The 25,741-nt window shown below is 71.5% G+C and carries 22 protein-coding genes; 12 read left to right on the top strand and 10 right to left on the bottom strand.

Features of this window, described 5'->3' with window-relative positions:
* Positions 1-2: 2 nt before the first annotated feature.
* Positions 3-617: a M23 family metallopeptidase gene (locus EV193_RS19160; RefSeq protein ID WP_341273175.1), complete on the bottom strand. Its 615-nt coding sequence runs from the start codon at positions 615-617 to the stop codon at positions 3-5.
* 1,196 nt (positions 618-1,813) lie between these two features.
* Here EV193_RS19160 and EV193_RS19155 point away from each other — a divergent pair.
* From EV193_RS19155 to EV193_RS19110, 10 genes are all read left to right on the top strand, one after another.
* Positions 1,814-3,637, top strand: a complete 1,824-nt coding sequence (locus tag EV193_RS19155; RefSeq protein WP_130345550.1) for a hypothetical protein — start codon at positions 1,814-1,816, stop codon at positions 3,635-3,637.
* Positions 3,634-3,945, top strand: a complete 312-nt coding sequence (locus EV193_RS19150) for a hypothetical protein (RefSeq protein ID WP_130345549.1) — start codon at positions 3,634-3,636, stop codon at positions 3,943-3,945. The genes EV193_RS19155 and EV193_RS19150 overlap by 4 nt, the downstream gene beginning before the upstream one ends.
* A 101-nt stretch (positions 3,946-4,046) precedes the next feature.
* Positions 4,047-5,216, top strand: coding sequence for an ADP-forming succinate--CoA ligase subunit beta (gene sucC, locus EV193_RS19145; protein WP_130345548.1), 1,170 nt, complete (start codon positions 4,047-4,049; stop codon positions 5,214-5,216).
* 3 nt (positions 5,217-5,219) lie between these two features.
* Positions 5,220-6,110, top strand: coding sequence for a succinate--CoA ligase subunit alpha (gene sucD, locus EV193_RS19140; RefSeq protein WP_130345547.1), 891 nt, complete (start codon positions 5,220-5,222; stop codon positions 6,108-6,110).
* 184 nt (positions 6,111-6,294) lie between these two features.
* On the top strand, positions 6,295-7,011 hold the full coding sequence (locus EV193_RS19135) for a DUF5336 domain-containing protein (protein ID WP_130345546.1): 717 nt from the start codon (positions 6,295-6,297) through the stop codon (positions 7,009-7,011).
* Positions 7,012-7,154: 143 nt separating this feature from the next.
* Positions 7,155-8,627, top strand: coding sequence for a cell division protein PerM (locus EV193_RS19130; RefSeq protein WP_242613525.1), 1,473 nt, complete (start codon positions 7,155-7,157; stop codon positions 8,625-8,627).
* Between the two features lie 84 nt (positions 8,628-8,711).
* The gene (purN, locus tag EV193_RS19125; protein WP_242613524.1) at positions 8,712-9,335 is read left to right on the top strand and encodes a phosphoribosylglycinamide formyltransferase; all 624 of its coding nucleotides are present in this window, start codon (positions 8,712-8,714) and stop codon (positions 9,333-9,335) included.
* A complete protein-coding gene (purH, locus tag EV193_RS19120) occupies positions 9,332-10,939 on the top strand; it encodes a bifunctional phosphoribosylaminoimidazolecarboxamide formyltransferase/IMP cyclohydrolase (RefSeq protein WP_242613501.1) in 1,608 nt (535 codons plus the stop codon). The genes purN and purH overlap by 4 nt, the downstream gene beginning before the upstream one ends.
* Before the next feature lie 69 nt (positions 10,940-11,008).
* Positions 11,009-11,851, top strand: coding sequence for a class I SAM-dependent methyltransferase (locus EV193_RS19115; protein ID WP_207222713.1), 843 nt, complete (start codon positions 11,009-11,011; stop codon positions 11,849-11,851).
* A gap of 351 nt (positions 11,852-12,202) precedes the next feature.
* The gene (locus EV193_RS19110; protein ID WP_130345544.1) at positions 12,203-12,391 is read left to right on the top strand and encodes a DUF1918 domain-containing protein; all 189 of its coding nucleotides are present in this window, start codon (positions 12,203-12,205) and stop codon (positions 12,389-12,391) included.
* 6 nt (positions 12,392-12,397) lie between these two features.
* Here EV193_RS19110 and car read toward each other — a convergent pair whose 3' ends face one another.
* Positions 12,398-15,883, bottom strand: coding sequence for a carboxylic acid reductase (car, locus tag EV193_RS19105; protein ID WP_242613500.1), 3,486 nt, complete (start codon positions 15,881-15,883; stop codon positions 12,398-12,400).
* Between the two features lie 125 nt (positions 15,884-16,008).
* Between car and EV193_RS33405 the strand changes: the two genes are divergently transcribed.
* Positions 16,009-16,368 carry a bacteriophage spanin2 family protein gene (locus EV193_RS33405; RefSeq protein ID WP_165401412.1) on the top strand — a complete coding sequence of 120 codons (360 nt, stop codon included), beginning with the start codon at positions 16,009-16,011 and terminating at the stop codon, positions 16,366-16,368.
* On the opposite strand, the gene EV193_RS19095 is transcribed toward EV193_RS33405, so the two are convergent.
* Positions 16,365-17,315 carry an extracellular catalytic domain type 1 short-chain-length polyhydroxyalkanoate depolymerase gene (locus EV193_RS19095; RefSeq protein ID WP_130345542.1) on the bottom strand — a complete coding sequence of 317 codons (951 nt, stop codon included), beginning with the start codon at positions 17,313-17,315 and terminating at the stop codon, positions 16,365-16,367. The genes EV193_RS33405 and EV193_RS19095 overlap by 4 nt on opposite strands.
* A gap of 154 nt (positions 17,316-17,469) precedes the next feature.
* On the opposite strand from EV193_RS19095, the gene EV193_RS19090 reads away from it, so the two are divergent.
* Positions 17,470-18,678, top strand: a complete 1,209-nt coding sequence (locus tag EV193_RS19090) for a 3-hydroxybutyrate oligomer hydrolase family protein (RefSeq protein WP_207222712.1) — start codon at positions 17,470-17,472, stop codon at positions 18,676-18,678.
* Positions 18,679-18,681: 3 nt separating this feature from the next.
* On the opposite strand, the gene EV193_RS19085 is transcribed toward EV193_RS19090, so the two are convergent.
* The 7 genes from EV193_RS19085 to EV193_RS19055 all read right to left on the bottom strand — a co-directional run bounded on the left by EV193_RS19085 (position 18,682) and on the right by EV193_RS19055 (position 25,716).
* Positions 18,682-20,502: a helix-turn-helix domain-containing protein gene (locus EV193_RS19085; RefSeq protein ID WP_130345541.1), complete on the bottom strand. Its 1,821-nt coding sequence runs from the start codon at positions 20,500-20,502 to the stop codon at positions 18,682-18,684.
* The gene (locus EV193_RS19080; RefSeq protein ID WP_130345540.1) at positions 20,499-21,863 is read right to left on the bottom strand and encodes an MFS transporter; all 1,365 of its coding nucleotides are present in this window, start codon (positions 21,861-21,863) and stop codon (positions 20,499-20,501) included. The genes EV193_RS19085 and EV193_RS19080 overlap by 4 nt, the downstream gene beginning before the upstream one ends.
* A gap of 34 nt (positions 21,864-21,897) precedes the next feature.
* Positions 21,898-22,662, bottom strand: coding sequence for a 3-hydroxybutyrate dehydrogenase (locus EV193_RS19075; protein WP_130345539.1), 765 nt, complete (start codon positions 22,660-22,662; stop codon positions 21,898-21,900).
* 304 nt (positions 22,663-22,966) lie between these two features.
* Entirely contained in the window at positions 22,967-23,371 is a 405-nt protein-coding gene (locus tag EV193_RS19070) for an SsgA family sporulation/cell division regulator (protein ID WP_130345538.1), read from the bottom strand.
* 138 nt (positions 23,372-23,509) lie between these two features.
* Positions 23,510-24,505 carry a malate dehydrogenase gene (locus tag EV193_RS19065; RefSeq protein ID WP_130345537.1) on the bottom strand — a complete coding sequence of 332 codons (996 nt, stop codon included), beginning with the start codon at positions 24,503-24,505 and terminating at the stop codon, positions 23,510-23,512.
* 63 nt (positions 24,506-24,568) lie between these two features.
* A complete protein-coding gene (locus EV193_RS19060; protein WP_423202187.1) occupies positions 24,569-24,823 on the bottom strand; it encodes a DUF3017 domain-containing protein in 255 nt (84 codons plus the stop codon).
* A gap of 38 nt (positions 24,824-24,861) precedes the next feature.
* Positions 24,862-25,716, bottom strand: a complete 855-nt coding sequence (locus EV193_RS19055) for a bifunctional methylenetetrahydrofolate dehydrogenase/methenyltetrahydrofolate cyclohydrolase (protein ID WP_207222711.1) — start codon at positions 25,714-25,716, stop codon at positions 24,862-24,864.
* Between the last annotated feature and the right edge of the window lie 25 nt (positions 25,717-25,741).

Genomic DNA, 25,741 nt, shown 5'->3' with positions numbered 1-25,741 from the left:
GATCAGAGGTCGATCCCGCGCGCGGTGAGCCACGGCATTGGGTTGACCTTCTTGCCGCTGGAGTCCCAGATCTCGAAGTGCAGGTGCGGCCCGGTGGACTGACCCCGGTTGCCCATCCTGGCGATCTGCTCTCCGGCCTTCACCTTCTGGCCGACGCGCACGGAGTACGAGTCGATGTGGCCGTAGACGCTGATCGTGCCGTCGGCGTGCTGGACCTGCAGCCACAGGCCGAATCCGCTGGCCGGTCCCGCCTCGATGACCACGCCGTCGGTGACCGACTTGATCGGGGTGCCGATCCGGTTGGCGATGTCCACGCCGTAGTGCGTGGTTCCCCATCGGGCGCCGAAGCCGGACGTGAAGGAGCCGTCCGCGGGGCGGACGAACTTGGGCCGCTTGGCCTCCTCCTCGGCCTTGGCCCTCGCGGCCGCGGCCTCGGACAGGCGGGCCTGCTCGCGGGCGGTCTTCGCGCTGGTGATCCGCTCGCTCTCGGCCAGCTTGCGGGCCTCGGCGGCACCGTCGGTCCGCTTGGAGACGGCGAGCGCCGCGGGGGCGACGGTGGCGTCTCCACCGACTCCGATCATCGCGGCCGCGTCACGACCGTCGGCGAGGGGCGTCACACCCTCGGACGAACCGCGATCACCTTGGAGGGACTGACCGGCGGCGGCAGCGGCGAAAGCGCCGACCGCGACAGCTGCGACAACGACACGACCACGAAGAGCAGAGGGCGGCGGGGGCAGCCGGTGAGCGCCGCGAACACGAAGTTCGGCGCGCTCGAGCGCTTCATCAAGTGCCGGGAACTGGGTATCACCAGACCCACGGTGACGAGCCAACGTGTGACCTTCCGTCTTCGGGGAATCCAATCCGATACCTCGGCTCGCGGGGACGAGCTCTGGCGTGGACCCGGGCGGGGGATCCCGGTGAGCCGGCGTCGGGGTTGCCGGCTCCGTCCTATTCGTGATCGGACTGTGACAACGGACCGGGGGACAGTAACCAAGGGAAACCGTTCAGGGCAACCTCCGTGACGCGTGTCTGCCGATCGGGCGGCGAGCGCGCGTCCAAACCCTGCGGAAATGACACAAAGTGAGCACTAGATTGCTCCAATAATGTGAGCTGTGTTACGCCCCGCGCCTTGAGTGATCCGCGAGTCCGGCCCCTGTGGAGCGAGTTCCACCTCCGGTCAGGCGGGCCCGTGACCGTGCCAGTCTCGTCGCCGTCCCCATCGCCTCGCCGCGCGGTACCTCAACCCTCGTGATCGAGCGTGCCGCGTCCCCTCGGGCCGGGACCGCTCGGAGCATCGAACTCCTCGGCGATTCGCCGGGTGGTGCATCGCCCCGGCGAGCCCCGCGCGTCCGCTCGGTTGCCGCCGTGCCCGTCGCTGGCACCCCGTCACCTGCGGCACCCATCTCGCGGTGATCGCGGCATCGACTCGCAGGCCTGGGATGTTCAGGCGCCGGGCAGCGGTCGGCGCGGCTGTTGCGGGTCCGCGCCCCGCTCGCGGTGAGGTGCGCACCCGTATGCGGCGGACGCGAGGGTGCGGCTCGGCCGACGCCGTGGCCACCACGGCCGAGCGAGGCGACCAATGGCGCCTGGCGGACGGTTGGCCGCCTGAGCGTGCAAACTGCCGTGCCGAAGGCGGACTCGCCGTGCGGAGCGCGGGACTCGCGGGTGCGGGGCGCGGGACTCGCGGGTGCGGGGCGCGGGACTCGCGGGTGCGGGGCGCGGGACTCGCGGGTGCGGGGCGCGGGACTCGCGGGTGCGGGGCGCGGTGAGTCGCCCGAAAGGGTGGCGGCGTGGCCTTGCTAGCGTCGACGCGATGACAGCGCGGACCCGAACGCCGCCGAAGACGTCCCGCCCGACGTCGGCGCCGCGGACGAAAGGGGCGCTGCCCATCCGGCAGTCGGACGGCATCGGTTGGCAGTCGATGCCGCCGCGCCTCCGGATCGCCCTGGCCGTCGCCGCCGCCGGAGCGCTGTTCGTCTCGGCCGGCGCGATCATCGGCGTCGACCGCACGAAGTCGCCCCCGTCGTTCGCCAGCGCACCGCTCCTGGTCGTGCTGGCCCTGCTGCCGATCATCGCCGCCGCCGCGCTGACGGTGCTCCGCCGAGCGGTCGCCGCCGCCGGCGTGCTGATCGGCGCCGCGCTCCTCGCCGCCGGCCGCGCACTGATCGACCTGCAGATCGTCGTCGACCCGCTGCTGGCCGCCCGTCCGGAGCTGTTCGCCATCACCGACGTCGCCAAGCCGCCGCCCGGCGTCGGGCCCTGGCTGCTGATCGCCGGCCACGTGGCGGCTCTCGTCGCCGGATTGCTCGCGGCTGGCCGGGCCGGCAGCGCGCCGGGCTCGCCCTACGCGGAGGAGTTCGACGACGCCAGCCGCGCCGATGCCATGGCCGACCGCCGCCCGGTCGCCGGCTGGGCGCTCGCCGCCGCGGGCGTGGCCGCACTGGGCCTGGTGACCGCGCCGTTCGGGTCCGACAACGCCTTCGTCGTCGGCACCGGGGTGCTCGGCGGCCCGGCGCTGGCCACCGTGGGCACCCTGCTCGCCGCCGCGGCGGTGCTCGCCGGCGCCGCCATGGCCGCGAGCGCGCCACGGCCCGGCCTCTCGGCCGGCGTGCTGATCGGCACCGCCGTCGCCGTCCTGGCGATCGCCCTGCCGGCGGTCGTCGCCGCGACCACCACCCGATGGCTGCACGTCGCCTGGGGGCCGGTCGCCGCACTCGTCGCCGCGCTCGCGCTGCTGGCGCTGGCCTGGCGGCAGTTGCGCGTCGAACCGGCCGGCGAGTCCGACGGCGCGCCGAGCCGGCCCGTCACGCTGGACTCCGCCCGGCTGCACCAGACCATGTCCCTGCTCGGCCTGCTGACCGGTGCCGCATCGCTGGCCGCCGCCCGCTCGCGACTGCTGGTCGCCGACGCCGGCATCGAGCTGCCGGTGAACTACTCCAGCCGGCTCCTGGTGCCGGCCGGCGTGGTCGTCGGGCTGCTCGGGCTGAGCCAGATGGGCGTGAAGTGGGCGCCGATCGTGCGGCCGGCACTGGTCGTCGCATCGGCCGCGGTCGTACTCGCCGGCGCCAGCGCGCTCGACACCTCGCTCACCGCCCTGGGCACCAGCGACGTGGTCCGCCCGGGATCCGGCACCTTGCTGACCGCCGGCGCCCTCCTGCTCGCCGCCGCCACCGCGTGCTGTGGCGCGCTGGCCGGCGGAGCCGAGCGCGACGACGTGGACGTGTCCGACCGCGCGGTCAACGGCACGCTGATCACCCCGGTCACCGCCGCGGTGGTGCTCGCCGTCGGCGCGTTCGGCGCACCGATCCTCCGCGCCGCCGGCTACACGCCGCCCGGCCTGTGGTCGAACTTCCGGCTCGCGTCCTGGGGCCTGCTCGTCGCACTCGCCGCGGTGATCGCCGCCGCGGTGCTGGCGCTGGCCTCGCGCCCGCCGCGGGCCGCCGCGCTGCTGCTCGGCGCCGCCACCGTGGTGGCCGTGCGCGCGCTCGAACCGACGCTCACCTCGGGCCGGGTGGCCGGCGCGACCCCGGGCACCGGCACCTGGCTGTCCGCCGCCTGCGCCGGCGCGCTGGTGATCGCCGCGGTCATCGCGCTGACCAAGCGGCGGACCGCCGACGCAGAGGACAACGGCGAATGACCATCGCCCGGATCCTGCTCGCCGCCCCGGCCGACGACGACGGTCCCGCCGTCGCGGTGGCCAGGGCGCTGCGCGACGCCGGCCACGAGGTCGTCTACACGCGCGGCCACACCACCGCGGAGCACGTCGTGCGGACCGCGCTGCAGGAGGACGTGCACGCGATCGCGCTCGCCGTGCCCGAGATCGCCGCCGAGTCCGTTGTGACGCTGCTCGCCGATCAGGACGCCGACGACGTCGCGGTGATCGACGTGACCACCGGCGATCCGGATGAAACGCTCGGCCGTATCAGCGAACGGCTGGGTCGGTGACTGACCTCACGAGGGTGCGATGCGGTACCGGCGAGGCCTCCTCGCTAGGGTCAACCGACGTCCGACAGCATTCGAAGACGCCCTGATCAGGAGACTGCCAGGTGGACCTGTACGAGTACCAGGCGAAGGAGCTCTTCGCCGCCCACGGAGTCCCGGTGCTGCCGGGCGACGTGGCCGACACGGCCGATGCGGCCCGCGCCATCGCGGAGGAGATCGGCCAGACCGTCGTCATCAAGGCGCAGGTGAAGACCGGCGGGCGCGGCAAGGCCGGCGGTGTGAAGCTCGCCGACAACCCGGACGACGCCAAGACCAAGGCCGAGGCGATCCTGGGCCTGGCCATCAAGGGGCACATCACCCGCAAGGTGTTGGTGACCCTGGCGTCCGACATCGCCGAGGAGTACTACTTCTCCTTCCTGCTCGACCGCACCAACCGCACCTTCCTGGCGATGGCCTCCGCCGAGGGCGGCATGGAGATCGAGCAGCTCGCGGTGGACCGCCCCGACGCGCTGGCCAAGGTGCCGGTCGACCCCATCGCGGGTGTCGACAAGGCCAAGGCGCTGGAGATCCTCAAGCAGGGCAACTTCCCTGACGCGATCATCGAGGACGCCGCCGACGTCGTGGTGAAGCTGTGGGAGACCTTCGTCTCCGAGGACGCGACGCTGGTCGAGGTCAACCCGCTGGTGCGCGACCCGCAGGACAAGGTCGTCGCGCTGGACGGCAAGGTCACGCTCGACGAGAACGCCGACTTCCGCCAGCCGGAGCACGCGAAGCTGGTCGACAAGGCCGCCGAGGACCCGCTGGAGGCCGCAGCCAAGGAGAAGGACCTCAACTACGTCAAGCTGGACGGCCAGGTCGGCATCATCGGCAACGGCGCCGGCCTCGTGATGTCCACGCTGGACGTCGTGGCCTACGCCGGTGAGAAGCACAGCGGCGTGAAGCCGGCCAACTTCCTGGACATCGGCGGCGGCGCGTCGGCCGAGGTCATGGCCAACGGCCTGCACATCATCCTGGGCGACCCGGACGTCAAGTCGGTGTTCGTGAACGTCTTCGGCGGTATCACCGCGTGCGACGAGGTCGCCAACGGCATCGTCGGCGCGCTGGGCAAGCTGGGCGACGAGGCCACCAAGCCGCTGGTCGTCCGCCTCGACGGCAACAACGTCGAAGAGGGCCGCCGCATCCTGGCCGAGGCGAACCACCCGCTGGTGACAGTGGTCGACACCATGGACAACGCGGCCGACAAGGCCGCCGAGCTCGCTGCTGCGGGGGCGTGACCAATGGCCATTTTCCTGAATGAGAACAGCAAGGTCATCGTCCAGGGCATGACCGGCTCCGAGGGCACCAAGCACACCGCGCGGATGCTCAAGTCGGGCACCAACATCGTCGGCGGCGTGAACCCGCGCAAGGCCGGCACCGAGGTCGAGATCGAGGGCGCGAAGCTCCCGGTGTTCGCCTCCGTGGCCGAGGCGATGGACAAGACGGGCGCCGACGTTTCGGTGATCTTCGTTCCGCCGAAGTTCGCCAAGGACGCGGTGATCGAGGCGATCGACGCGCAGATCGGCCTGGCCGTGGTGATCACCGAGGGCATCCCGGTGCACGACTCGGCCTACTTCTGGGCGCACGCTGTCGCCACCGGCAACAAGACCCGGATCATCGGCCCGAACTGCCCCGGTCTGATCAGCCCCGGCAAGTCCAACGCCGGCATCATCCCGGCGAACATCACCGGCCCCGGCAAGATCGGCCTGGTGTCCAAGTCCGGCACGCTGACCTACCAGATGATGTTCGAGCTGCGCGACATCGGCTTCTCCTCCGCGGTCGGCATCGGCGGTGACCCGGTCATCGGCACCACGCACATCGACGCGCTCGAGGCGTTCGAGGCCGACCCGGACACCGAGCTGATCGTGATGATCGGCGAGATCGGCGGCGACGCCGAGGAGCGGGCGGCCGACTACATCCAGAAGAACGTGACCAAGCCGGTCGTCGGCTACGTCGCGGGCTTCACCGCGCCCGAGGGCAAGACGATGGGCCACGCCGGCGCGATCGTGTCCGGTTCGTCCGGTACCGCCGCCGCCAAGAAGGAGGCGCTCGAGGCCGCCGGCGTCAAGGTCGGCAAGACCCCGAGCGAGACCGCGGCACTGGCTCGGGAGCTGGTCGAGAAGGCCGGCTGACACGCGAGTTTCTGCCACTGTGGGGCCGGACGCGGGTGTAGCGTCCGGCCCCACGACTTTCTTCGGGTCACCTGGCGGAACCCCCGGGTGCCGCCAGGCGTCCACTTCACAGGATGGGCTAGCGTTTGCTGCCCACGAGCGTTTCCTTCTTGATCGCGGCGAGAAAAGCTGAGGAGAGCACGCGATGACCTTCCCGAGCGGCGCACAGGGTGGCGGTTTCCCTGGCCAGGGCCCGCAACAGCCACAGCAGGGCCCCGGTTACGGACCCCCTTCCCAGGGTGGCGGCGGCCTCAAGCTCGGCCTCCCGCAGATCTTGTTCCTGGTTACCGCCGGCCTCGGCCTGGTGATCGTGTTCCTCGGATTTGCCCCGGCGATCTCCGTCGAAGGGCGCGATGGCGTCGGCTTCTACGAGGTGAGTCAGGGCGGTTCCGCCGGTTTGAGCTGGATACCCGTCGCTTGCTTCGTTGCCGGCCTGATCTCCGCGTTGATCGTGCTGCCCGGTAAGCAGAAGCCGAGCCCCGGCGTGCCCGCCGTGCTGTCGTTGGGCGCGGTGTTCGGGCTGCTGTTCACCATGTTCTCCGCCGACTTCCCCGACCAGGCCGGTTTCGGCGCCGGCGCGATCATGATCCTGATCTTCGGCATCCTGCAGCTCGGCGCGGCCGTGGTCGCGTTCCTGTTCGACGCCGGCATCATCAAGGCGCCGGCTCCCGGCCAGCGGCAGCAGCCGTACGGCCAGCAGCCCGGTGGGTTCGGCCCGCCGTCCGGCGGTTTCCCCCAGCCGGGCCAGCAGCCGGGCCAGCAGACGCAGTTCGCGCCGCAGCAGGGCCAGTTCGGACAGCAGCCCGGCCAGCAGCCGGGTGGCGCGCCGGGCACGCCTCCTGGCGGTTACCCGCAGAGCTGACGCACAGCATCACGGCGGGGTGGCACCGGGTTCCGGTGCCACCCCGCCGTCGCATGTGGACGGTCGTGTGAACCGTTTCACCTGATAGGCGCACGCGGCGTGCCTGACGTGATCATGCCGATCAAGATGCGACAGTGAGTCAGATGCCGCTGTTTCCCGCTGTCGATGCCGCGCTTCCCGAGGAGGGGACCGCGGCGTTCCTGCTTCACCGGCTGCGGGTGCTGGCGGTCGTCGCGCTCGGTCCGTTGATCACCGGGTACGCCGGGGTGGCCGCGATCGCCGCACTGGTCACGGCCGCGGCGTCACAAGCCCAGTTCTCGACGGCGGGAGTGCTCAGTGCGGCCGCGCCGAGCTGGCTCGCGGTGCATCAGGTGCCGTTGCGGATCGGTCCGGCGGAGTTGGGCTTTCTGCCGCTGCTGCCCACGATCGGCGTGCTGGTGCTGGTCGCCAAGACAGCGGCGGGGGCGGCGCACCGGCTCGGGCTGGATCACCCGACCCAGGCCGGCCCGATCGTGTTCACCGCGATGGGCGCCCACGCGGTGTTCGGCGTGGTGCTGGCCACGGTGACCTCGGCGCCCGAGGCGACCGCCTCGATCCTGAGTGCCGCGTACTACCCGGCGCTGGTGTCCGGGCTCGCGGCGACGATCGGCGTGGCCCGCCGGTGCCGACTGCTCGACATGGTGGCGGCCAGGGCGGACAACATCGCGCTGATCGGGTTGCGCGCGGGTGCGCTCGGCGCTGCCGTGCTGGTCGCGGCGGGTGCGCTGGTGGTGGTGATCGGCCTCATCGCGTCGTTCGGCACGGCCCGCGGCCTGTTCGCCGCGCACGCGCCGGGGGCCGGCAGCGGGCTGGGCATGCTGCTGTTGTGTGTCGCCTACCTGCCGAACGCGGTGGTGGCCGGCACGTCGTTCCTCGCGGGTCCGGGGTTCTCGATCGGCGCGGTGGAGATCGGCCCGCTGGACTTCACCGGCGGACCGGTGCCGGCGGTGCCGCTGCTGGCCGCGTTGCCGGAGGAGCGTGCGGCGTGGTGGCCGGCGCTGCTCGCGGTGCCGCTGGTGATCGGTGCGGTGATCGGCTGGCTGCTGCGCGATGTGGACGAGCGGCCGATTCGCCGGCTGCGGTCGGTCGCGGTCGCGGCGATGGTGGTCGCGATGGGGTCCGCCGTGGTGGGTGCGGCGGCGGGCGGTCGGCTCGGTTCGGGCATGTTCGACCCGGTCGAGATGCGCGCGCCGCTGTTGTCGGTGCTGATGGCCGCGTGGATCCTGATCCCGGGTGGACTGGTGGCGTGGTTCGCCGGCGAGCGGCCGGCGCGGGTAGTCGAGTCCGATGTGGACGATGCCACCGATGACGAGGAAGTCGTTGACGCGCACGACGATGCGGACGACACCGACGGTGATTCCGATGAAGAGGACGCCGACGCCGAGGACGACCCCGAGGACGACACCGACGCCGAGGGCGAGGAGCCGGACGAGACCGAGGATGCCGAGGAGGAGCCGGCCGATGACGACGGCACCGACGACGATTCCGTTGACGACATCGAGACGGTCGACGACGAGTCCGAGGAGGACGAGGACACCGACGAGGACCTGACCGGCCCGCCCAGCAAGATCGACTAGCCACGACATAGGCTGGCGGTGCCCGAGACCGGGAGACCGCAGGAGAGTCAGCTGAGCGCGTCCGATTCCGCAGCACCGCAACCTTTGCGGCTCGAATTGCCCATTCCGGCAAAGGTTGTCGTCCTCGCTTCCGGATCGGGAACCCTGTTGCAGGCCCTTCTCGACGCGGCGCAAACACCCGAGTACCCGGCGACCGTGGTGGCCGTCGGCACCGACCGGCCCGGCGTCGAGGCGCTGGCCAGAGCCGAGCGCGCCGACATCCCGGCGTTCACGGTCCGCCTGGCCGACCACCCCGACCGTGCCGCCTGGGACACCGCGCTCACCGACGCCGTCGCCGCGCACCGCCCCGACCTGGTCGTGTCCGCCGGCTTCATGAAGATCCTCGGCCCGGTGTTCCTCGACCGGTTCGCGCACCGCGTGCTGAACACCCACCCCGCGCTGCTGCCGTCGTTCCCCGGCGCGCACGCGGTGGACGACGCGGTCGCCTACGGCGTGCAGGTCACCGGCAGCACGGTGCACGTGGTGGACGGCGGCGTGGACACCGGTCCGATCGTGGCGCAGGAGCCGGTCGCGGTCGAACCCGGCGACGACGTGGACAAGCTGCACGAGCGGATCAAGGTGGTCGAGCGGCGGCTGCTGGTCGACGTGGTGGCCGCCCTCGCCCGCGATGGGTACACAGTGGACGGACGAAAGGTGAGCATCCCGTGACCGAGTCAACGTCCAAAGTGGACAGCCGCCGGCCGGTGCGCCGGGCGCTGATCGGCGTCTCGGACAAGGCGGGGCTGCTGGAGCTCGCGACCGGCCTGCACGCGGCCGGTGTGCAGATCGTCTCCACCGGCGGCACGGCGCGCGTGATCGCCGACGCCGGTGTGCCCGTCACGCCCGTCGAGCAGGTGACCGGCTTCCCCGAGTCGCTGGACGGCCGGGTGAAGACGCTGCACCCGCGGGTGCACGCCGGCCTGCTCGCCGACATGAACAAACCCGAGCACGTCGCGCAGCTCGAGCACCTCGACATCGCGCCGTTCGACCTGCTCGTGGTCAACCTGTACCCGTTCACCGCCACGGTCTCCTCCGGCGCGAGCCCGGACGAGTGCGTCGAGCAGATCGACATCGGCGGCCCGGCGATGGTGCGCGCCGCCGCCAAGAACCACGCCAGTGTCGCGGTCGTGGTGGACCCGACGCGCTACACCTGGGCGCTGGAGCAGGTGCGCGACGGCGGCTTCACCCTGGTCGACCGGCAGCGGCTGGCCGCCGACGCGTACCGGCACACCGCGAGCTACGACATCGCGGTGGCGTCCTGGATGGGCAGCGTGCTGGCCCCCGACGCGGACGCCGCGCAGACCGGCGGCTTCCCGCGCTGGGTGGGCGCGAGCTGGCAGCGGGCCGACGTGCTGCGCTACGGCGAGAACCCGCACCAGCGCGCCGCGCTCTACACGAGCGGCGATCCGCACCGGCGCGGACTGGCCACCGCGGAACAGGTGCACGGCAAGGAGATGTCGTACAACAACTACGTCGACTCCGACGCCGCCTGGCGCGCCGCGCACGATCACGAGCTGCCCTGCGTGGCGATCATCAAGCACGCCAACCCGTGCGGCATCGCGGTGTCCACATTGGACGAATCGGCGGCGATCGCGGACGCACACCGCAAGGCGCACGCCTGCGATCCGGTCAGCGCGTTCGGTGGCGTGATCGCCGCGAACCGCGAGGTCACCGTGGACATGGCCGAGCAGGTCGCGGAGGTCTTCACCGAGGTGGTCATCGCTCCGTCCTATTCGGACGGTGCCGTGGATGTGTTGTCCCGCAAGAAGAACGTGCGCATCCTGATCGCCGAGCCGCCGGCGCGCGGGGACGTGGAGATGCGCGCGGTGTCCGGTGGGCTGCTGATCCAGACCGCGGACGCGATCGACGCCGAGGGCGACGACCCGGCCAAGTGGACGCTCGCCACCGGCGCGGCGGTCGACGACGAGACGCTCGCCGACCTGGCGTTCGCGTGGCGGGCCTGCCGCGCGGTCAAGTCCAACGCGATCCTGCTCGCGCACGACGGCGCCACGGTCGGCGTCGGCATGGGCCAGGTGAACCGGGTGGACGCCGCGAAGCTGGCGGTGCGGCGGGCCGGCGACCGGGTGAAGGGATCGGTGGCCGCGTCGGACGCGTTCTTCCCGTTCCCGGACGGCCCGCAGGTGCTGATCGACGCCGGCGTGCGGGCGATCGTGCAGCCGGGCGGCTCGGTGCGCGACCCCGACACGATCGCCGTCGCCGACGCGGCCGGCGTCGCGCTGTACCTCACGGGCACCCGCCACTTCGCGCATTAGTGGCGCGAGTCCCGCGCTGTGCACCGGTGAGTCCCGCGCTGTGCATCGAAGTTCGGGCAGGATGGTGTCGTGACGCTCGACGACGACACCCGCAGGATGATCGCCGCGAATCAGGCGAACTGGGACCAGCGCACCCCGATCCACGTCGACAGTCAGTTCTACGGGCTGGACGGCACCCGTGACCCGAACGACTGGTTCGCCGACTTCGAGTGGGACGACCTCGGCGACCTGGCCGGCAAGGACCTCGCGCACCTGCAGTGTCACCTCGGCACCGAGACGATCGTGCTGGCCGGCCGCGGCGCGAAGGCCACCGGGCTGGACATCTCCAGCGAGTCGGTGAGCCAGGCGCGGCGGATCGCGGAGGCAGCCGGCGTCGAGATCGAGTACGTGCGGGCCGACGTGCACGACGCGGTCGAGGTGCTCGGCGGCCAGCGGTTCGACATCGTGTACACCGGCAAGGGCGCGATCTGCTACCTGCCCGACCTGCCGCGCTGGGCCGGCGTGGTGGCCGGTCTGCTGCGTCCCGGCGGGCGGGTCTACGTCGTGGAGTTCCACCCGCTGCTGAACGCGCTGGGCGTGGTGCCGCCGCCGGACGGGAGCCAGGATCTGTTGCTGCGCAACGACTTTCTCGGCGGGCGCGGCGCGCTGGAGCGGGACGCGACCTACACCTACACCGACGGGCCGCCGCTGGCCGACGCGCGGGTGGCCTACGAGTGGATGCACGGGATCGGGGAGATCACCACTGCGCTGGTGGACGCCGGCCTGCGGATCGAGCGGCTGCGGGAGAGCGAGCGGCTGCCGTGGCCGAGGTGGTCCTCGATGGTCCCCGCGGACGGCGGCTGGTTCCGGCTGCCGGACGGCGAGCCGCGCATTCCGCTGATGTACGCGCTGCTCGCGAGCAAGCCGTCCTGACGCTCCGAATCGGTTGACATCGGCGGCCGATCCTGAGGTAGTATTCGAACAGATGTTCGATCGACTTTGGGAGGTGGTCAGCCTTGCGTGACGATGTCGCTCGACGGCGCGCCGTTCGCCATCAGCTGCCGAGGTTTTCGCACGAGGTGTGGGTCCCCGCGCAGCGGCGCCCGGCGGACGGGCGGGTGCCCGGAAGCCCGCAGTGGAGTCACCCCGTGCCGCGTCAGCGCCCGCCGAGCTGTGGAAGCTGAGGGGCGGTCACCATGAGTGGATGACGGCGTCACCCGGATCGCGGGCTGTCTCACATCGCCGTTCGGCCCTACCCTGGGTGACGAACGGAGGTGGTCAGCAGTGCGAGCGAGCGTGGGCGACAAGCTGCATGTACAGGGCCGCAATGTCGGCAACCCCGAGCAGGAGGGGGAGATCATCGAGGTGCGCGGGCAGGACGGCACGCCGCCATACCTGGTTCGCTTCTCCGACGGACACGAAGGGCTCGTGGTCCCCGGGCCCGACTGCTTCGTCGAGCACAACGACGGCTGAGGGCGTTCACAGCACGCGCAGGTGGGTGAGGTCCGAGACGTACTTGGCGATCAGCTCCGCCGACAGGTGTGGGATGTCGCCGTCGGTTCCGATGCCGGCCGATCGCACCGCCGCGCGGAAACGCGTGGCCGGGATGACCGATCCGGGTATCGGGAGGTCCGGCGCCGCGTACGCGTGCAGCAGCGGCAGCAGCGTGTACTGCCTGCGGTTCTCCGGCAGCCCACGCAGTGCGGTCTCCAGCCGGACGAACCAGTCGGCGTAGTCGTCGATCCGCTCGATCGGCCGCCCCGCTTCGGTCAGCCAGTCGACCACCACGTCCAGTGAGACGCCGTCGTCGTGCGGGTTCACCGTGTTGTAGGTGGCGAACCCGGTCGTGGCGCGCTCGCCGAGCTCGGTGACCGCCGCGGCGGTGAAGTCGACCGGCAGGCCGTCGTAGTGCGCTCGCGGGCGTGGCTCGCCGGCGCCGGAGAGGTAGAACGAGTACGGCGCGATCCCGGTGACGGCCAGGCTGAACAGCAGGCGGGTGAACATGTCCGGCAGGTTCAACTGTCCGGTGTAGGCACTGTGCGCCAGGATCATGTCGGACCGGAACACCGCGACCGGGAGCGCGCACAGGTCGTGCGCCTCGCGCAGCAGCACCTCGCCGGCCCACTTGCTGGTGCCGTACCCGCTGGCGTAGCTGTCGTCGACGCGCCGCACCGGGTTGGTCGCCCGGATGTCGGCGTCCTCGTCCAGCGCCGACGCCGAGGCCTGCCCGGCGACGCCCACGGTGGACAGGTAGGTCACCGGCTTGAGCCGCGAGGTCAGCGCGAGGCGGATCACCTCGGCGGTGCCGGCGACGTTCGGGCCGAACAACTGGTCGTACGGCAGCACGTGGTTCACCAGCGCCGCCGGGTGCACGATCAGGTCGACCTCGGTGGCCAGGCGGTTCCAGGTCTGCTCGTCCAGGCCGAACCGCGGCTCGCCGATGTCGCCGGGCAGCACCTCCAGGGTGTCCGCGGCGAGCTTGGCGTACCGGCGCGCCAGTTCCTCGTCGCCGCTGTCGAACGCCGCGTCCAGCCGCTCGCGGGCCGACTCGGCGTCCCGGCCGCGCACCACCGCGATCACGCGGCCGCCGCGCTCGTCCAGCCGCCGCATCCACTCCAGGCAGAGGAACCGGCCCAGGTAGCCGGTGGATCCGGTGAGCAGCACGGTGTTCGCCGTCTCGGCCGCGGGCGGCAGGTCTCGCGTGGCGGCGAGGGTGTCCGCGTCGAGGAACCTGTCCAGGGTGAGTTCGGTGGCGCGCACCTCGGTGGCGTTCGCGCCGTGCACGGTGGCGAACGTCGGGCGCGTGGCCGTGGAGGCGCGCTCCGCCTCGACGTAGGCGGCCAGCGCGCGCAGGTCGGTCGCCGGGCTGGTGACCACCCCGACCGGCACCGGTACGCCGAAGATCTCCTCCAGCAGGGTGGAGATCGTCAGCGCGGACAGCGAGTCGCCGCCGAGGTCGGTGAAGTGCGCGTCCGGCCGCACGTCGGTGCCGGCGCACCCGAGCAGCGCCTGCGCGGCCTTGCCGATCGTCTCCAGCACCGGCCGGTCGCGCCCGGTCCGGCGCAGCTCGCTGAGCTGTGCGTCCTGCCCGGCGGCCAGCTCGGCGTAGAGCTGTTCGAGGCGCTCGCCGTACCGCTCCCGCAGCCGTGGCGCCAAAGTCTTGCCGACGTCCGAGAGCAGCCCGTTGGCCTGCGTGAACGGCTCGGTCTCGATCAGGAAGTCGCGCGGCACCTCGTAGGAGGCGAGCCCGGCATCGCGCGCCCTGCGCCGCAGCGATTCGGCGATCGCCGCCCGGAGCGCGGGCTCCGAGCCCGCGTTGCGCTCGACCGCGTCCGGTGTCGGCACCACGACCGCGAGCAGGTAGGACCGCTCGCTGTTGCCGTACACGAAGATCTGCCGCACCAGCGGCGCCTGGGTGAGCACCGACTGCACCGCGGCGACCGTCACGAACTCGCCCTGGGACAGCTTCAGCACGTTCTTGGTCCGGTCGACGTACTCCAGATGATCCGGTTCGACCTCGGCCATGATGTCGCCGGTGCGGTAGAAGCCGTCCTCGTCGAACATCTCGGCGGTGATCTCCGGGCGCCGGTAGTACCCGGGGAACAGCTGCTTGGTCTTGATCAGCAGTTCACCGCGCGGATGCGGCGAGTCGGTCCGGTAGTACCCGAGTTCCGGCACGTCGGCCAGCTTGTAGTCGATCACCGGCGGACGCTGTACCTGCCCGTTGATCGTGACGATCCCGCCGGCCTCGGTGGCGCCGTAGCCGTTGAACACCGGCACCCGCAGGCAGGTCCGCATGAACTCGGCGATCTCCGGCGCCAGCGGCGCGGAGCCGCACATGACCACCTGCACCCGCCCGCCGAACACCTGCTCGCGCAGTTCGGCCCGCACGGCCTCCTCGATCGCGGTGTCGTCGGCGGAGTCGATCGCCCGCCGGTCGACCTCGGCGCGGAACCGTTCGTGCACCAGCTCGCACACCCGCGGCACGACCATCAGCTCGGTCGGGCGCACCAGCGAGTAGTCCTCCAACAGCGTGGACATGTCACTGCTGGCGGTGAAACAGCACAGGCCGCCGCGGACCAGCGTGCCGATCAGGGCCACCCGCCCGGCGATGTGGCTCATCGGCATGAAGTTCAGCGTCACCGCCGGCCGGTCGTCGTCGGGGTCGCCGCGCCACATGCCGCGGACCATGCTCTGGGTGTACATCGCACCCTTGGGCGTGCCGGTACTGCCGGAGGTGTAGATCAACAACGACAGCGGGTTCTCGTCCGGCGCCGGGACATTCAGCGGGGCGGGGCCCAGCGTCTCGCCCCGGCTGATCACCTCGGCCAGCGGCTCCAGCACGGTGGGTGCGCCGGCCTCGGCCAGCCGCCGTGCCGCCGCCTCGAACCGTTCGCGCTGATCGTCGATGTCGGGGTGGTAGTCGAACACGATCAGCCAGGGTGGCGCGGACTCGGCGAGCACGGCGTCGACCACGGTGTCCAGCAACTCGATGCTCGACGCCACGGCCTTGGGGGCGGTCTCGGCGAGGATCGGCCGCAGTGCCGACGCGCTGGCACCGGCCTGCAGCGGCACGGCCACCGCGCCGAGGCGCAGCGCCGCCAGGTCGACCGTCGCGCAGTCGCTGCTGGTGAAGCCGAGGGTGCAGACGAAGTCGCCGGCGCGCAGCGGCCGGTCCGGATCGTGTTGCCACGCCGACGCGATCGCGCCAGCGTGTCGCCAGACCTCGCGGTAGGTGAGCGTGTCGAACTGGGGGAGCAGCCGAAGCGTGGTCCGCCCGGTCGCCGGATCGGTGACCTTCTCGGTCACGCGATCACCCACCGCCGGACGGTCGGCGTAGCCGTCCATCACCGTCGCCACGACCTCGGCCAGCCCCAGCTCGGGATTCTGCATGGCCTCGGCGATCTCCGGCAGTTGGCCGGGGGTCTCCGTGTGCTGTGCGTCGAGATTCGGGTTCCCGCTCACGACCGCCTCCCCAATGATCGGTACCGTGACTGATCGTTAGCCCCACTAACGACGCTACGCTTGGTACATGATCGCTGACAGGTGAGCTGCGTAACATGGTTGTCGTGGTCGGTGAAGGGGAGGACATGCGTAAAACTGTTGTCGCGTTGGGGTTTCTGGTGCTGGTCGCGGTGAGCGGGTGCGATGCGGCATCGGAGGCGTCGAACGCCGTGTCGGGGGCGGTGGACAAGGGCTCGGTGTGCGTCGACGCGCTCAAGCTCGCCGGGTTCGAGCCCGATCTCTCCAACCCGGAGAAGGCGGCCGAGGAGGCGAAGAAGCGCTCCGAGGAACTGGGCAACCTGGCCCAGAAGACCGCCGACACCACGGTCAAGGACGCGCTGAACGACATGGCGACCAAGGTCGGCGAGTTCAAGCCGTCCAACGCCGTGCAGTGGTCCAAGGACAAGGTGGAGCGTCTCGACACGCTGCGCCGCGCCTGTATCTAGCCAGCCAGCCGCCACGCGCCGGACATGTGCCACGCGGCGCAGATGTTCACGTCGAGCAGGTACGCGCCGGCCTGGCCGCACTGCCCGTCCGCGGTGCCCGGGTCGACCGGCTGACCGTGTGCCATGCCGGTGATCGTGTAGCTCTCGACGACCGGCGCGCCGCCGGATTCGTACACCGCGTGCGGGTAGCCGGCGACCGTGTCGGTGCGGGTCGGCTCGGGGCTGATGCCGTGCACGTTCGTCCACTGCTCGACCAGTTCGGTGGCGTTGGCCGGCACGACGGTGGAGTCGGTGCTGCCCTGCCAGACGCTCACCACCGGCCACGGTCCGCCGTGTGAACTGGCCGCGCGGACGGCGTCGCCGAGGCGCGCGGGCGTCTGGTCGCGGCCTGGATTCATACAGCTGAACGCGTCGATCATGGTGGCGGCACACCGGTAGGCGATGCCGGCGACCACGCCGCCGCCGGCGAACAGGTCCGGGTAGGTGGCGAGCATCGCGGCGGTCATCGCGCCGCCGGCGGACAGTCCGGTGACGTAGATCCGCTGAGCGTCCGCACTGGTCGCGGCGATCGTGTGCCGCACCATCTGGTTGATCGACTCCGCCTCGCCCTGCCCACGCGTGGTGTCGCCGCGCTCGAACCAGTTGAAGCACCGGTTGGCGTTGTTGCCCGTGCGCTGTTCGGGCAGCACGACCGCGAACCGGTGCCGGTCGGCGAGTTGGGTCCAGCCGGCTCCGGTGCCGTAGCCGGACGCGTTCTGCGTGCAGCCGTGCAGGGCGACCACGATCGGCCGGCCGGCGGGCAGCCCGTCCGGCACGTAGCGGAACATCGCCAGGTTGCCGGGGTTCGCGCCGAAGTCGGGTACCGGCGTGATGGTCGCGGCTGACGCCGGGGTGGCACCGGCGAGCAGGGCGGCGAATGCGAGCAGGGCGGCGAACAAGCGGGACATGCGTCACCTCATTGTGTGGTCCACGTCACTCCGATCTCTCGACGGTAGGTGGCGCGGCTCGCCGCCGGGACGGTGCGCGCCGCCACAGTGCGCGCCCGGATTGTGGTGATCGCACGCATGGTCGCGGCCGGCGTGCGGTACCTACGGTCGGCGCATGATCACCCGTGCTCTGGTACTCGCCGTTGTCCTGGAGACAACTGTCCACAGTGGACACTCGGAGGCGGATGTCTACAGTGGACGGATGGAGCGGCCGCACGTGCCGGGTGCCGAGCACCAGCGCGTCGCCCGTCTGGACGAGCTGACCACGGCGGGCACCGTCGCCTCCGGCCACACCGTGGTCGCGGACTGGGCCGGGCTCACCCACGCCGGACTGTCCCAGCCGCGCGGCGTGCCCGGCATCCAGATCGACGGGTACTTCCCGGACTCGTCGACCACCAACACCAACAACGGCTGGAACCACGACGCGCAGTTCGTGATCCGGCTGCCGGACCGGTGGAACGGCGGCCTGGTCGTGTCCGGCGCTCCGGGCAATCGCCGCCAGTACGCCAACGACCGGGCGATCGCCGACGACGTGCTGGCGCGCGGCTACGCGTTCGCCGCGACCGACAAGGGCAACACCGGCGCCGAGTTCCACCTCGACGGCCGGCGTCCCGGTGACGCGATCTCGGAGTGGCACCACCGGGTCACCCAACTCGCGATCGCCGCGAAAACCGTTGTGGCACAACGGTTCGGCCGCCCGCCGAGCCGCACGATCGCGGCCGGCGTCTCCAACGGCGGCTACCTGGTGCGCTGGCAGCTGGAGCGCAACCCGTGGCTGTTCGACGGCGGCGTCGACTGGGAGGGCACCCTGTGGCGGGCCGACGGACCGAACCCGCTCACGTTCCTGCCGACCGCCCTGCGCGCCTACCCGGCCGGCGCGCACCGGGACATGATCGACGCCGGGTTCGCGCCGGGCTCGGAGTTCCTCTGGGACTACCACCATCGCGTGTACTGGGAACTCACCCAGCGGATCTACCGCTCCGAGCTGGACCCGGACTACGACGGCGACGACGCGCACTACGACTACGCGAGCCGGCCGGACTCCGTGCGCGACACCGTGCGGAAGCTCGAGCTGACCGGGCGCATCGGCAAACCGCTGATCTCCCTGCACGGCACGCTGGACACGCTGCTGCCGATCGGCCACAACGGCGACGCGTACGCCGGTCTCGTGCGCGACGCCGGTCGCGTCCGGCTGCACCGGTACCACCGCGTCGAGGGCGGCAACCACGTCGACGGCCTGGTCGACCAGTATCCCGACCGGCTGACCCCGATGGCGCCGTGGTTCCGGGCCGCGTTCACCGAGCTGGCGGCGTGGCTGCGCTGACGGTCAACCGGCGTTGAGCTGGTGCAGCCGCAGCGCCACCTGGATCTCCAGCGCGCGCTCGGGTGTCTGCCAGTCCTCGCCGAGCAGCGAGCCGATCCGCTCCAGCCGCTGCACCACCGTATTCACGTGCACGTGCAGATCGTCCTTGGCGCGCGTCAGGTTCCGGCCGCACGCGAAGTACGCGCGCAGCGTGCCGACCAGATCGGTGCCGCGCCGCTCGTCGTAGTCCAACACCGGCCCGAGCGTGGCGCGCACGTAGCCGCGCAGATCGGTGCGGTCGCCGATCAGCTGCCCGACGAACCCGAGGTCGGCCGGCGACGCACCCTGCCCGGCCCGGCCGAGCGCCAGCAGCGTCCGCACACAGCGCGCCGCCTCGGCCGCCGCACCCGAGAGCGCCTCCGGTCCGCGTGCCGGCCCGGCCGCCCCGACGGTGATCGGCGCGTCCACCGCGGCGCCGACCTCGCCGGCGAGCTTCGCCGCGAGCCGGGGTGAGCCGTCCGCCACCAGCAGCACCACCTGCTCGGCGTGCAGCCCGGCCAGCGTGGCGTACGGCCGGCACGCCATGGCCAGCCGCCGCCGGGAGATCCCGTCCGCGTGCACCACCAGCACCAGATGCGGCGCGGCGAGGTCGATGCCCAGCCGCCGCCCCCGGGCCAGCAGCGCCGCCCTGTTGCGGGACGGCGCGGTGAGCAGATCGGTCAGCAGCTCGCCGCGCACCTCCTCCTCGGCCTTGGCCACCGACCGGCGCAGCAGCACCAGCAGCGCGGCCACCACGCCGGCTCGCTCGAACAGCCGACGGTCCGCGTCGCCCAGCGAAGCCCGCCCGGTGAGCACCAGACTGCCCAGCAGCTCGGGCCCGGCCAGCAACGCGCACACCCACTCGTCGCCGGACCGGACCGTGCGCCCACCGGAGCGGACCGACGCGTCGGGTGGCGCCAGCGGCGGCGTGTCCACCCTGGCCAGCTCCTCGCCGCCGGCGTCGAACAGCGCGATGCCGCCGTCCAGCATCGCCGCCACCTCGGCGGCCAGCTCGGCGAGATCACCGCCGCGCAGCACCAGTTCCATCAGCCGGTCGTGCGCGTCCTCGGCTCGCCGCAGCTGCTGGTTGGCCCGCCGCGTCTCGTCCAGCAGTTGCGCGTTGTCGATGGCGATCGCGGCGTGGTCGGCCAGCGAGGACAGCAGCGCGATCTCCTCGGCGGTGAACTCCCGGCGCGCCCGGTCGGCGGCGAACAGCACGCCGATCACCTTGCCGCCCAAGGAAAGCGGCACACCGAGGATGCCGATCATGCCCTCCGCGCGCACCGCGCCGTCGATCGGCGTGGTGTGCTGGAACCGGGTGTCGGACGGGTAGTCGGGCGTGGCGTAGGGGAGCGCGGTCTGGGCCACCAGCCCGCCCAGACCCTCACCGTGCCCGAGCCGCAGCTTCGGCAGCAGCGAGGACACCGAACCGTCGGTGACCCGCATGTACGTCGTGCCGGCCCGCTCGTCGTTCAGGCTGAGATAGGACAGATCGACGTGCAGCAGCGTCCGCGCCCGGCGCACGATCGAGCGCAGCACCTCGTCCAGGTCGCGCAGCTTGGACAGGTCGCGGGCGGTGTCGAACAGCGCCGTCAGCTCCGCCTCGCGCCGCCGGTGCTCGGCCAGCGTGTGCCGGATCCGCAGCGCCAGTTCGGTCACCGCGTCCAGGCTGGCCAGCGCCTCCGGGGCCAGGCCCGCCGTCCGCGCGGCCACGGCGACGTGCGCCAACTGCTCACCGCTCGCGTCGTCCACGAGCAGGTCGAGCAGCCGGCGCACCGCATCGGACAGCGCGTCCACGCCGATCATGTTGTCACTCGAACCTCCGCCGCACGAACCTCGGCGCTCTCCGGTACGGCCGGCTCCTCGTCGAGCGAGGCGCCCCTGGTCTCCTTCGCCACGACGATCGCGACCACGGTGATCACGCACATCGCGGCCAGGTACAGCGACACCGGCAGCGTGCTGTCCCACGCGCGCAGCAGCGCCACGGCGATCAGCGGGGCCACCGCGCCGGCCGCGATCGAGGCCAACTGATAGCCGACCGACGCGCCCGAATAGCGCACCCGAGTGCCGAACAACTCGGAGAAGAACGCCGCCTGCGGTCCGTACATCGCGCCGTGCAGCACCAGTCCGACGGTCACCGCGAACGCCATCACGCCGAACGACCTGGTGTCCAGCATGGTGAAGAACACGAAGCCCCAGCCGGCCATGCCGACCGCGCCGAACAGGTACACCGCGCGCCGGCCGATCACGTCGGACAGCAAGCCCCACAAGGGAATCGTGACGAAGTGGATCGCCGAGCCGATCAGCACCGCGTTCAGCCCGACCGACTTCGGCAGCTTCAGCACCTCGGTGATGTACACCAGGATGAACGCGGTGATCACGTAGTACGACACGTTCTCCGCCATCCGCGCGCCCATCGCGATCAGCACCTGCCGCCAGGAGTGCCGGAACACCTGCACGATCGGCGCTTTCTCTTGCGTGCCACGTTCTTCGGCCTTGCGCGCCGCCTCCAGGAACACCGGCGACTCGGAGACCGCGAGCCGGATCCACAGGCCGATGATCACGAGCACGCCGGACAGCAGGAACGGGATCCGCCAGCCCCAGGACAGGAACGCCGCGTCGGTCTGCACCGCGGCGAGGATCGCCAGTACCGCGGTGGCCAGCAGGTTTCCGCCGGGCGCGCCGCATTGTGGCCAGGACGCCCAGAATCCGCGCCGCCGCGCCCCGCCGTGTTCGGACACGAGCAGCACCGCCCCGCCCCATTCGCCGCCCAGCGCGAATCCCTGCACGAGTCGCAGGAATGTCAGCAGCAATGGCGCGCCGACGCCGATCTGCGCGTAGGTGGGCAGCAGGCCCATGGCGAACGTGGCGCCGCCCATCAGCAGCAGGCTGATCACGAGCAGTTTCTTGCGGCCGATCTTGTCCCCGAAATGCCCGAAGATCAGCCCGCCGATCGGGCGCGCGGCGAATCCGATGGCATATGTCGTGAATGCCAACAGCGTGCCGTTGAGCGGGTCGGCGGTCGGGAAGAACTGCGTGTTGAACACCAATGCCGCGGCCGAGGAGAAGAGAAAGAAGTCGTACCACTCGATGGTCGTGCCGATGAGGCTGGCGGACACGATCCGGGCCAGGGATCGGCGGCCGGGATCGGCGGGGGTGGAACTCACGTGATCACCGCACTTCGTTCGGGGGACGGGGTGTTCAGTTCGCGGTCCAGCCGCCGTCGAGCGGCAACGACGCGCCGGTGAGCGAGCCGGCGTGCTCGCCGGCCAGCCACGTCACGAGCGCGGCGACCTCCGCCGGCTCGATCAGCCGCTTGACCGGGGAGCGCGCCAGCAACAGCCGGTCGACCACCTCGTCGGCCGGCAGTCCGTGGGCCCGTGCCTGGGCCGCGATCTGGTTCTCCACCAGCGGCGTGCGCACGTAGCCGGGGTTGACGCAGTTGCTGGTCACGCCGTGCGGGGCGCCTTCGACGGCGGCCACCTTGGACAGGCCCTCCAGCCCGTGCTTCGCCGCGACGTAGGCGGACTTGAACGCGCTCGCGCGCAGCCCGTGCACGCTGGACACGTTCACGATCCGGCCCCAGCGGCGGGCGTACATGTGTGGCAGGCAGCGCCGGATCAGCAGGAACGGCGCGGTCACCATGACCTGCTGGATCAGCGTGAAGGTGGCCGGCGGGAACTCGGGCAGCGGGGCGACGTGCTGCAGGCCGGCGTTGTTGACCAGGACGTCGACATCGGCCGGCAGGGAGTCCACGGCCGCAGGGTCGGCGAGATCCACGACGTGCGCGAGGCCGTCCACCTCGGCCGCCGTCTCCTCGGCGGCGGCACCGTCCTTGTCGACGACGTGCACCTTCGCGCCGGCGCCGGCCAGCGCGTGCACGCAGGCGCGGCCGATGCCGTTGGCGCCGCCGGTGACCAGGGCGGTTCGGCCGGAGAGGTCGGTGTGAGCTGTGCCACGATTCACGCCGTGAACGCTAGGTCGCCAGGGCGTGACGACCTATGTGTCGGGCACCCACAACAGGAGCAAAGCCTGTGTGGGTGCCCTGTATCTGACAGCTCGGGCAAGGCCGCCGCTGGTTCGGCTTCGCCGAAACGCCTGTGGTCGGGTTGCGTGGGTGGTTACCTGCGGGGTTGGTGGGCTGCGTGTTGCGTGGGTGGTTGGGCGAGACGCCTTCGGCGTGGCGGCGGTCGCCCTCGACCTTCTTGGCCGACCTTGGCGTGGCTTTCGCTCGGTGCGGGCAAGCTGGCCGGCGGCGTGACACCGACGGTCAGACGTTGGTGATCTCCGCGATCAGCCGCTCGACGTCGAAGTGCTCGCTCTCCTGGCCCAGCGGCACGAGCTCGGCGGTGGCGTCCACGAACGCCTCCACCGCGGTGATGTCCAGCTCCAGCTCGGCGTGCCCCTCGGGCGACTCGATCTCGACGATCAGCATCTCGCGGCCGGGGATGCCCTCCGGCCGCAGCCGCACGTCGCCGATCCCGGCCGGGCCGACCAGGCCGTCAACGAGCAGCTCACGCGCGAACATCCACCGCACCCAGCGCTCGTGCGAGGTCTGGAACTCAGCGATCACGGTGTACGGCGAGCTGGCCTGGTAGGTCCAGCGCGATCGAACCGGTGTGGTGCCTCCGTACAGCGCGATCAGCTGCTCGGTGTGCACGGCGTCCGTGGTCATCTCTGTCACCCTCCCCGAATCGACGGTCGGTGACGAGATGTCGATTCTGGTCGGACGTGACGCGATGACGCCGGCAATCACACTTTCGGCGCACTAATCCTGAACGGGCTACATCCGTTCGGGTGAAGGTCCACCCGTTCAGATCAGTCCGAGCTGTTGCACGGCGTCACGCTCTTCGCCGAGCTCGGTGACCGAGGCGTCGATCCTCTCCCGGGAGAAGTCGTCGAACTCCAGACCCTGGACGATCTCGTACCGGCCGTCCTTGCACACCACGGGGAACGAGGAGATCAGGCCCTCGGGCACGCCGTAGGAGCCGTCCGACGGGATCGCCATCGAGGTCCAGTCGCCCTCGGGCGTGCCGTTGACCCAGTCGTGAATGTGGTTCAGCGCCGCGCTGGCCGCCGACGCCGCCGAGGACGCGCCGCGCGCCTCGATGATCGCCGCGCCGCGCTTGGCCACGGTCGGGATGAACGTGTCGCGCAGCCACGCGTCGTCGTTCACGGCCTCGGCCGCGTTGCGCCCGCCGACCTCGGCGTGGAACAGGTCCGGGTACTGGGTGGCCGAGTGGTTGCCCCAGATCGTCAGCTTCTTGATCTCGGTGACCGGGACCCGCAGCCGGGTGGCGACCTGCGAGATCGCGCGGTTGTGGTCCAGCCGGGTCATCGCGGTGAACCGCTCCGCCGGCACGTCGGGGGCGTTGCGCTGGGCGATCAGCGCGTTGGTGTTGGCCGGGTTGCCGACCACGAGCACCCGCACGTCGTCCGCGGCGCCGGCGTTGATCGCCTCGCCCTGCGGCTTGAAGATCCCGCCGTTGGCCTCGAGCAGGTCACCGCGCTCCATGCCCTTGGTGCGCGGGCGCGCGCCGACCAGCAGGGCGACGTTGGTGCCGTCGAACGCCTTCTTCGCGTCGTCGGTGATGTCGATGCCGGACAGCAGGGGGAACGCGCAGTCGTCCAGCTCCATCGCGGTGCCCTCGGCGGCCTTGAGCGCCGGCGGGATCTCCAGCAGCCGGAGACGGACCGGGGTGTCCGGCCCGAGCAGGTGCCCGGACGCGATGCGGAACAGCAGTGCGTAGCCGATCTGCCCGGCCGCACCGGTGACGGTCACGTTGACGGCGTTACCCGAAGTTGCCACGGTGGACGATCCTCCCGATCTGCTTGGTCTCGGGCGGGGATGCGCCCGGCGCTCGGCAGGCTATCAAGTGTCCAGCGGGCCGCCTTCGATGCTCAGCGCGATGAAAACGATCACGAGTCCGAGCCCGCCGTAGAGGAGCGTGTCGACCGCCCGGCCGCGCACCGCGATCAGCCCGGCGCGGTCGGACGGCAGGATCGCGCGCAGTGCGGCGGCGAGCACCATCGCGGCGCCGATGAGCGTGCCGCCCTGCCGCCAGTGGTACTGCGAGATGCGCACGATGGCGATCACCACCACGATCATGACCAGCAGAAACGGCACGTGGATGGCGATAGACGGACGCGGACGCTGGGCCATGCTCACGCCGCCAGACTCCGCTCGGCCGCCTCCACCGTGTTGGTCAGCAGCATCGCCACGGTCATCGGGCCGACGCCGCCCGGCATCGGCGCCAGGTGCCCGGCGACCTCGCGCACACCGGCCGCCACGTCGCCGGCGAGCCCGTCCTCGGTGCGGGTGATCCCCACGTCCAGCACGGCCGCGCCCGGCTTGACCATCTCCGGCGTGATCAACCCCACCTTTCCGGCGGCGGCGACCACGATGTCCGCGCGGCTCACCTCGGCGGCCAGGTCCTTGGTGCCGGTGTGGCACAGCGTGACGGTGGCGTTCTCGCTGCGCCTGGTCAGCAGCAGCCCGAGCGGCCGGCCGACGGTGACACCACGGCCGACCACGGTCACGTTCGCGCCGGCGATCGGCACCTCGAACCGGCGCAGCAGCTCCACGATCCCGCGCGGTGTGCACGGCAGCGGGCCGGTCTCGCCGAGCACCAGCCGGCCGAGGCTCACCGGGTGCAGGCCGTCGGCGTCCTTGGCCGGGTCGATCCGCTCCAGTACGGCGCCCTCGTCGAGGTGGCTCGGCAGCGGAAGCTGCACGATGTAGCCGGTGCACGCGGGATCGGCGTTCAGCTCGTCGATCACCGCCTCCAGGTCGGCCTGCGAGATGTCGGCGGGCAGATCGCGGCGGATCGAGGTGATGCCGACCTTCTCGCACGCGCGGTGCTTGCCGCGCACGTACGCGTGCGAACCCGGGTCGTCGCCGACCAGGACGGTGCCCAGCCCCGGCGTCACACCACGCTCGGCCAGCGCGGCCACGCGGGTGCGGAGGTCGGAGAAGATGGCGTCACGGGTGGACTTGCCGTCCAGGATCGTCGCGGTCACGCGAGCCATCCTCTCATCCGCGAGT

The sequence above is a fragment of the Herbihabitans rhizosphaerae genome (assembly GCF_004216555.1).
Lineage (GTDB): Bacteria > Actinomycetota > Actinomycetes > Mycobacteriales > Pseudonocardiaceae > Herbihabitans > Herbihabitans rhizosphaerae.
This window is presented reverse-complemented; position numbering and strand designations above follow the sequence as displayed.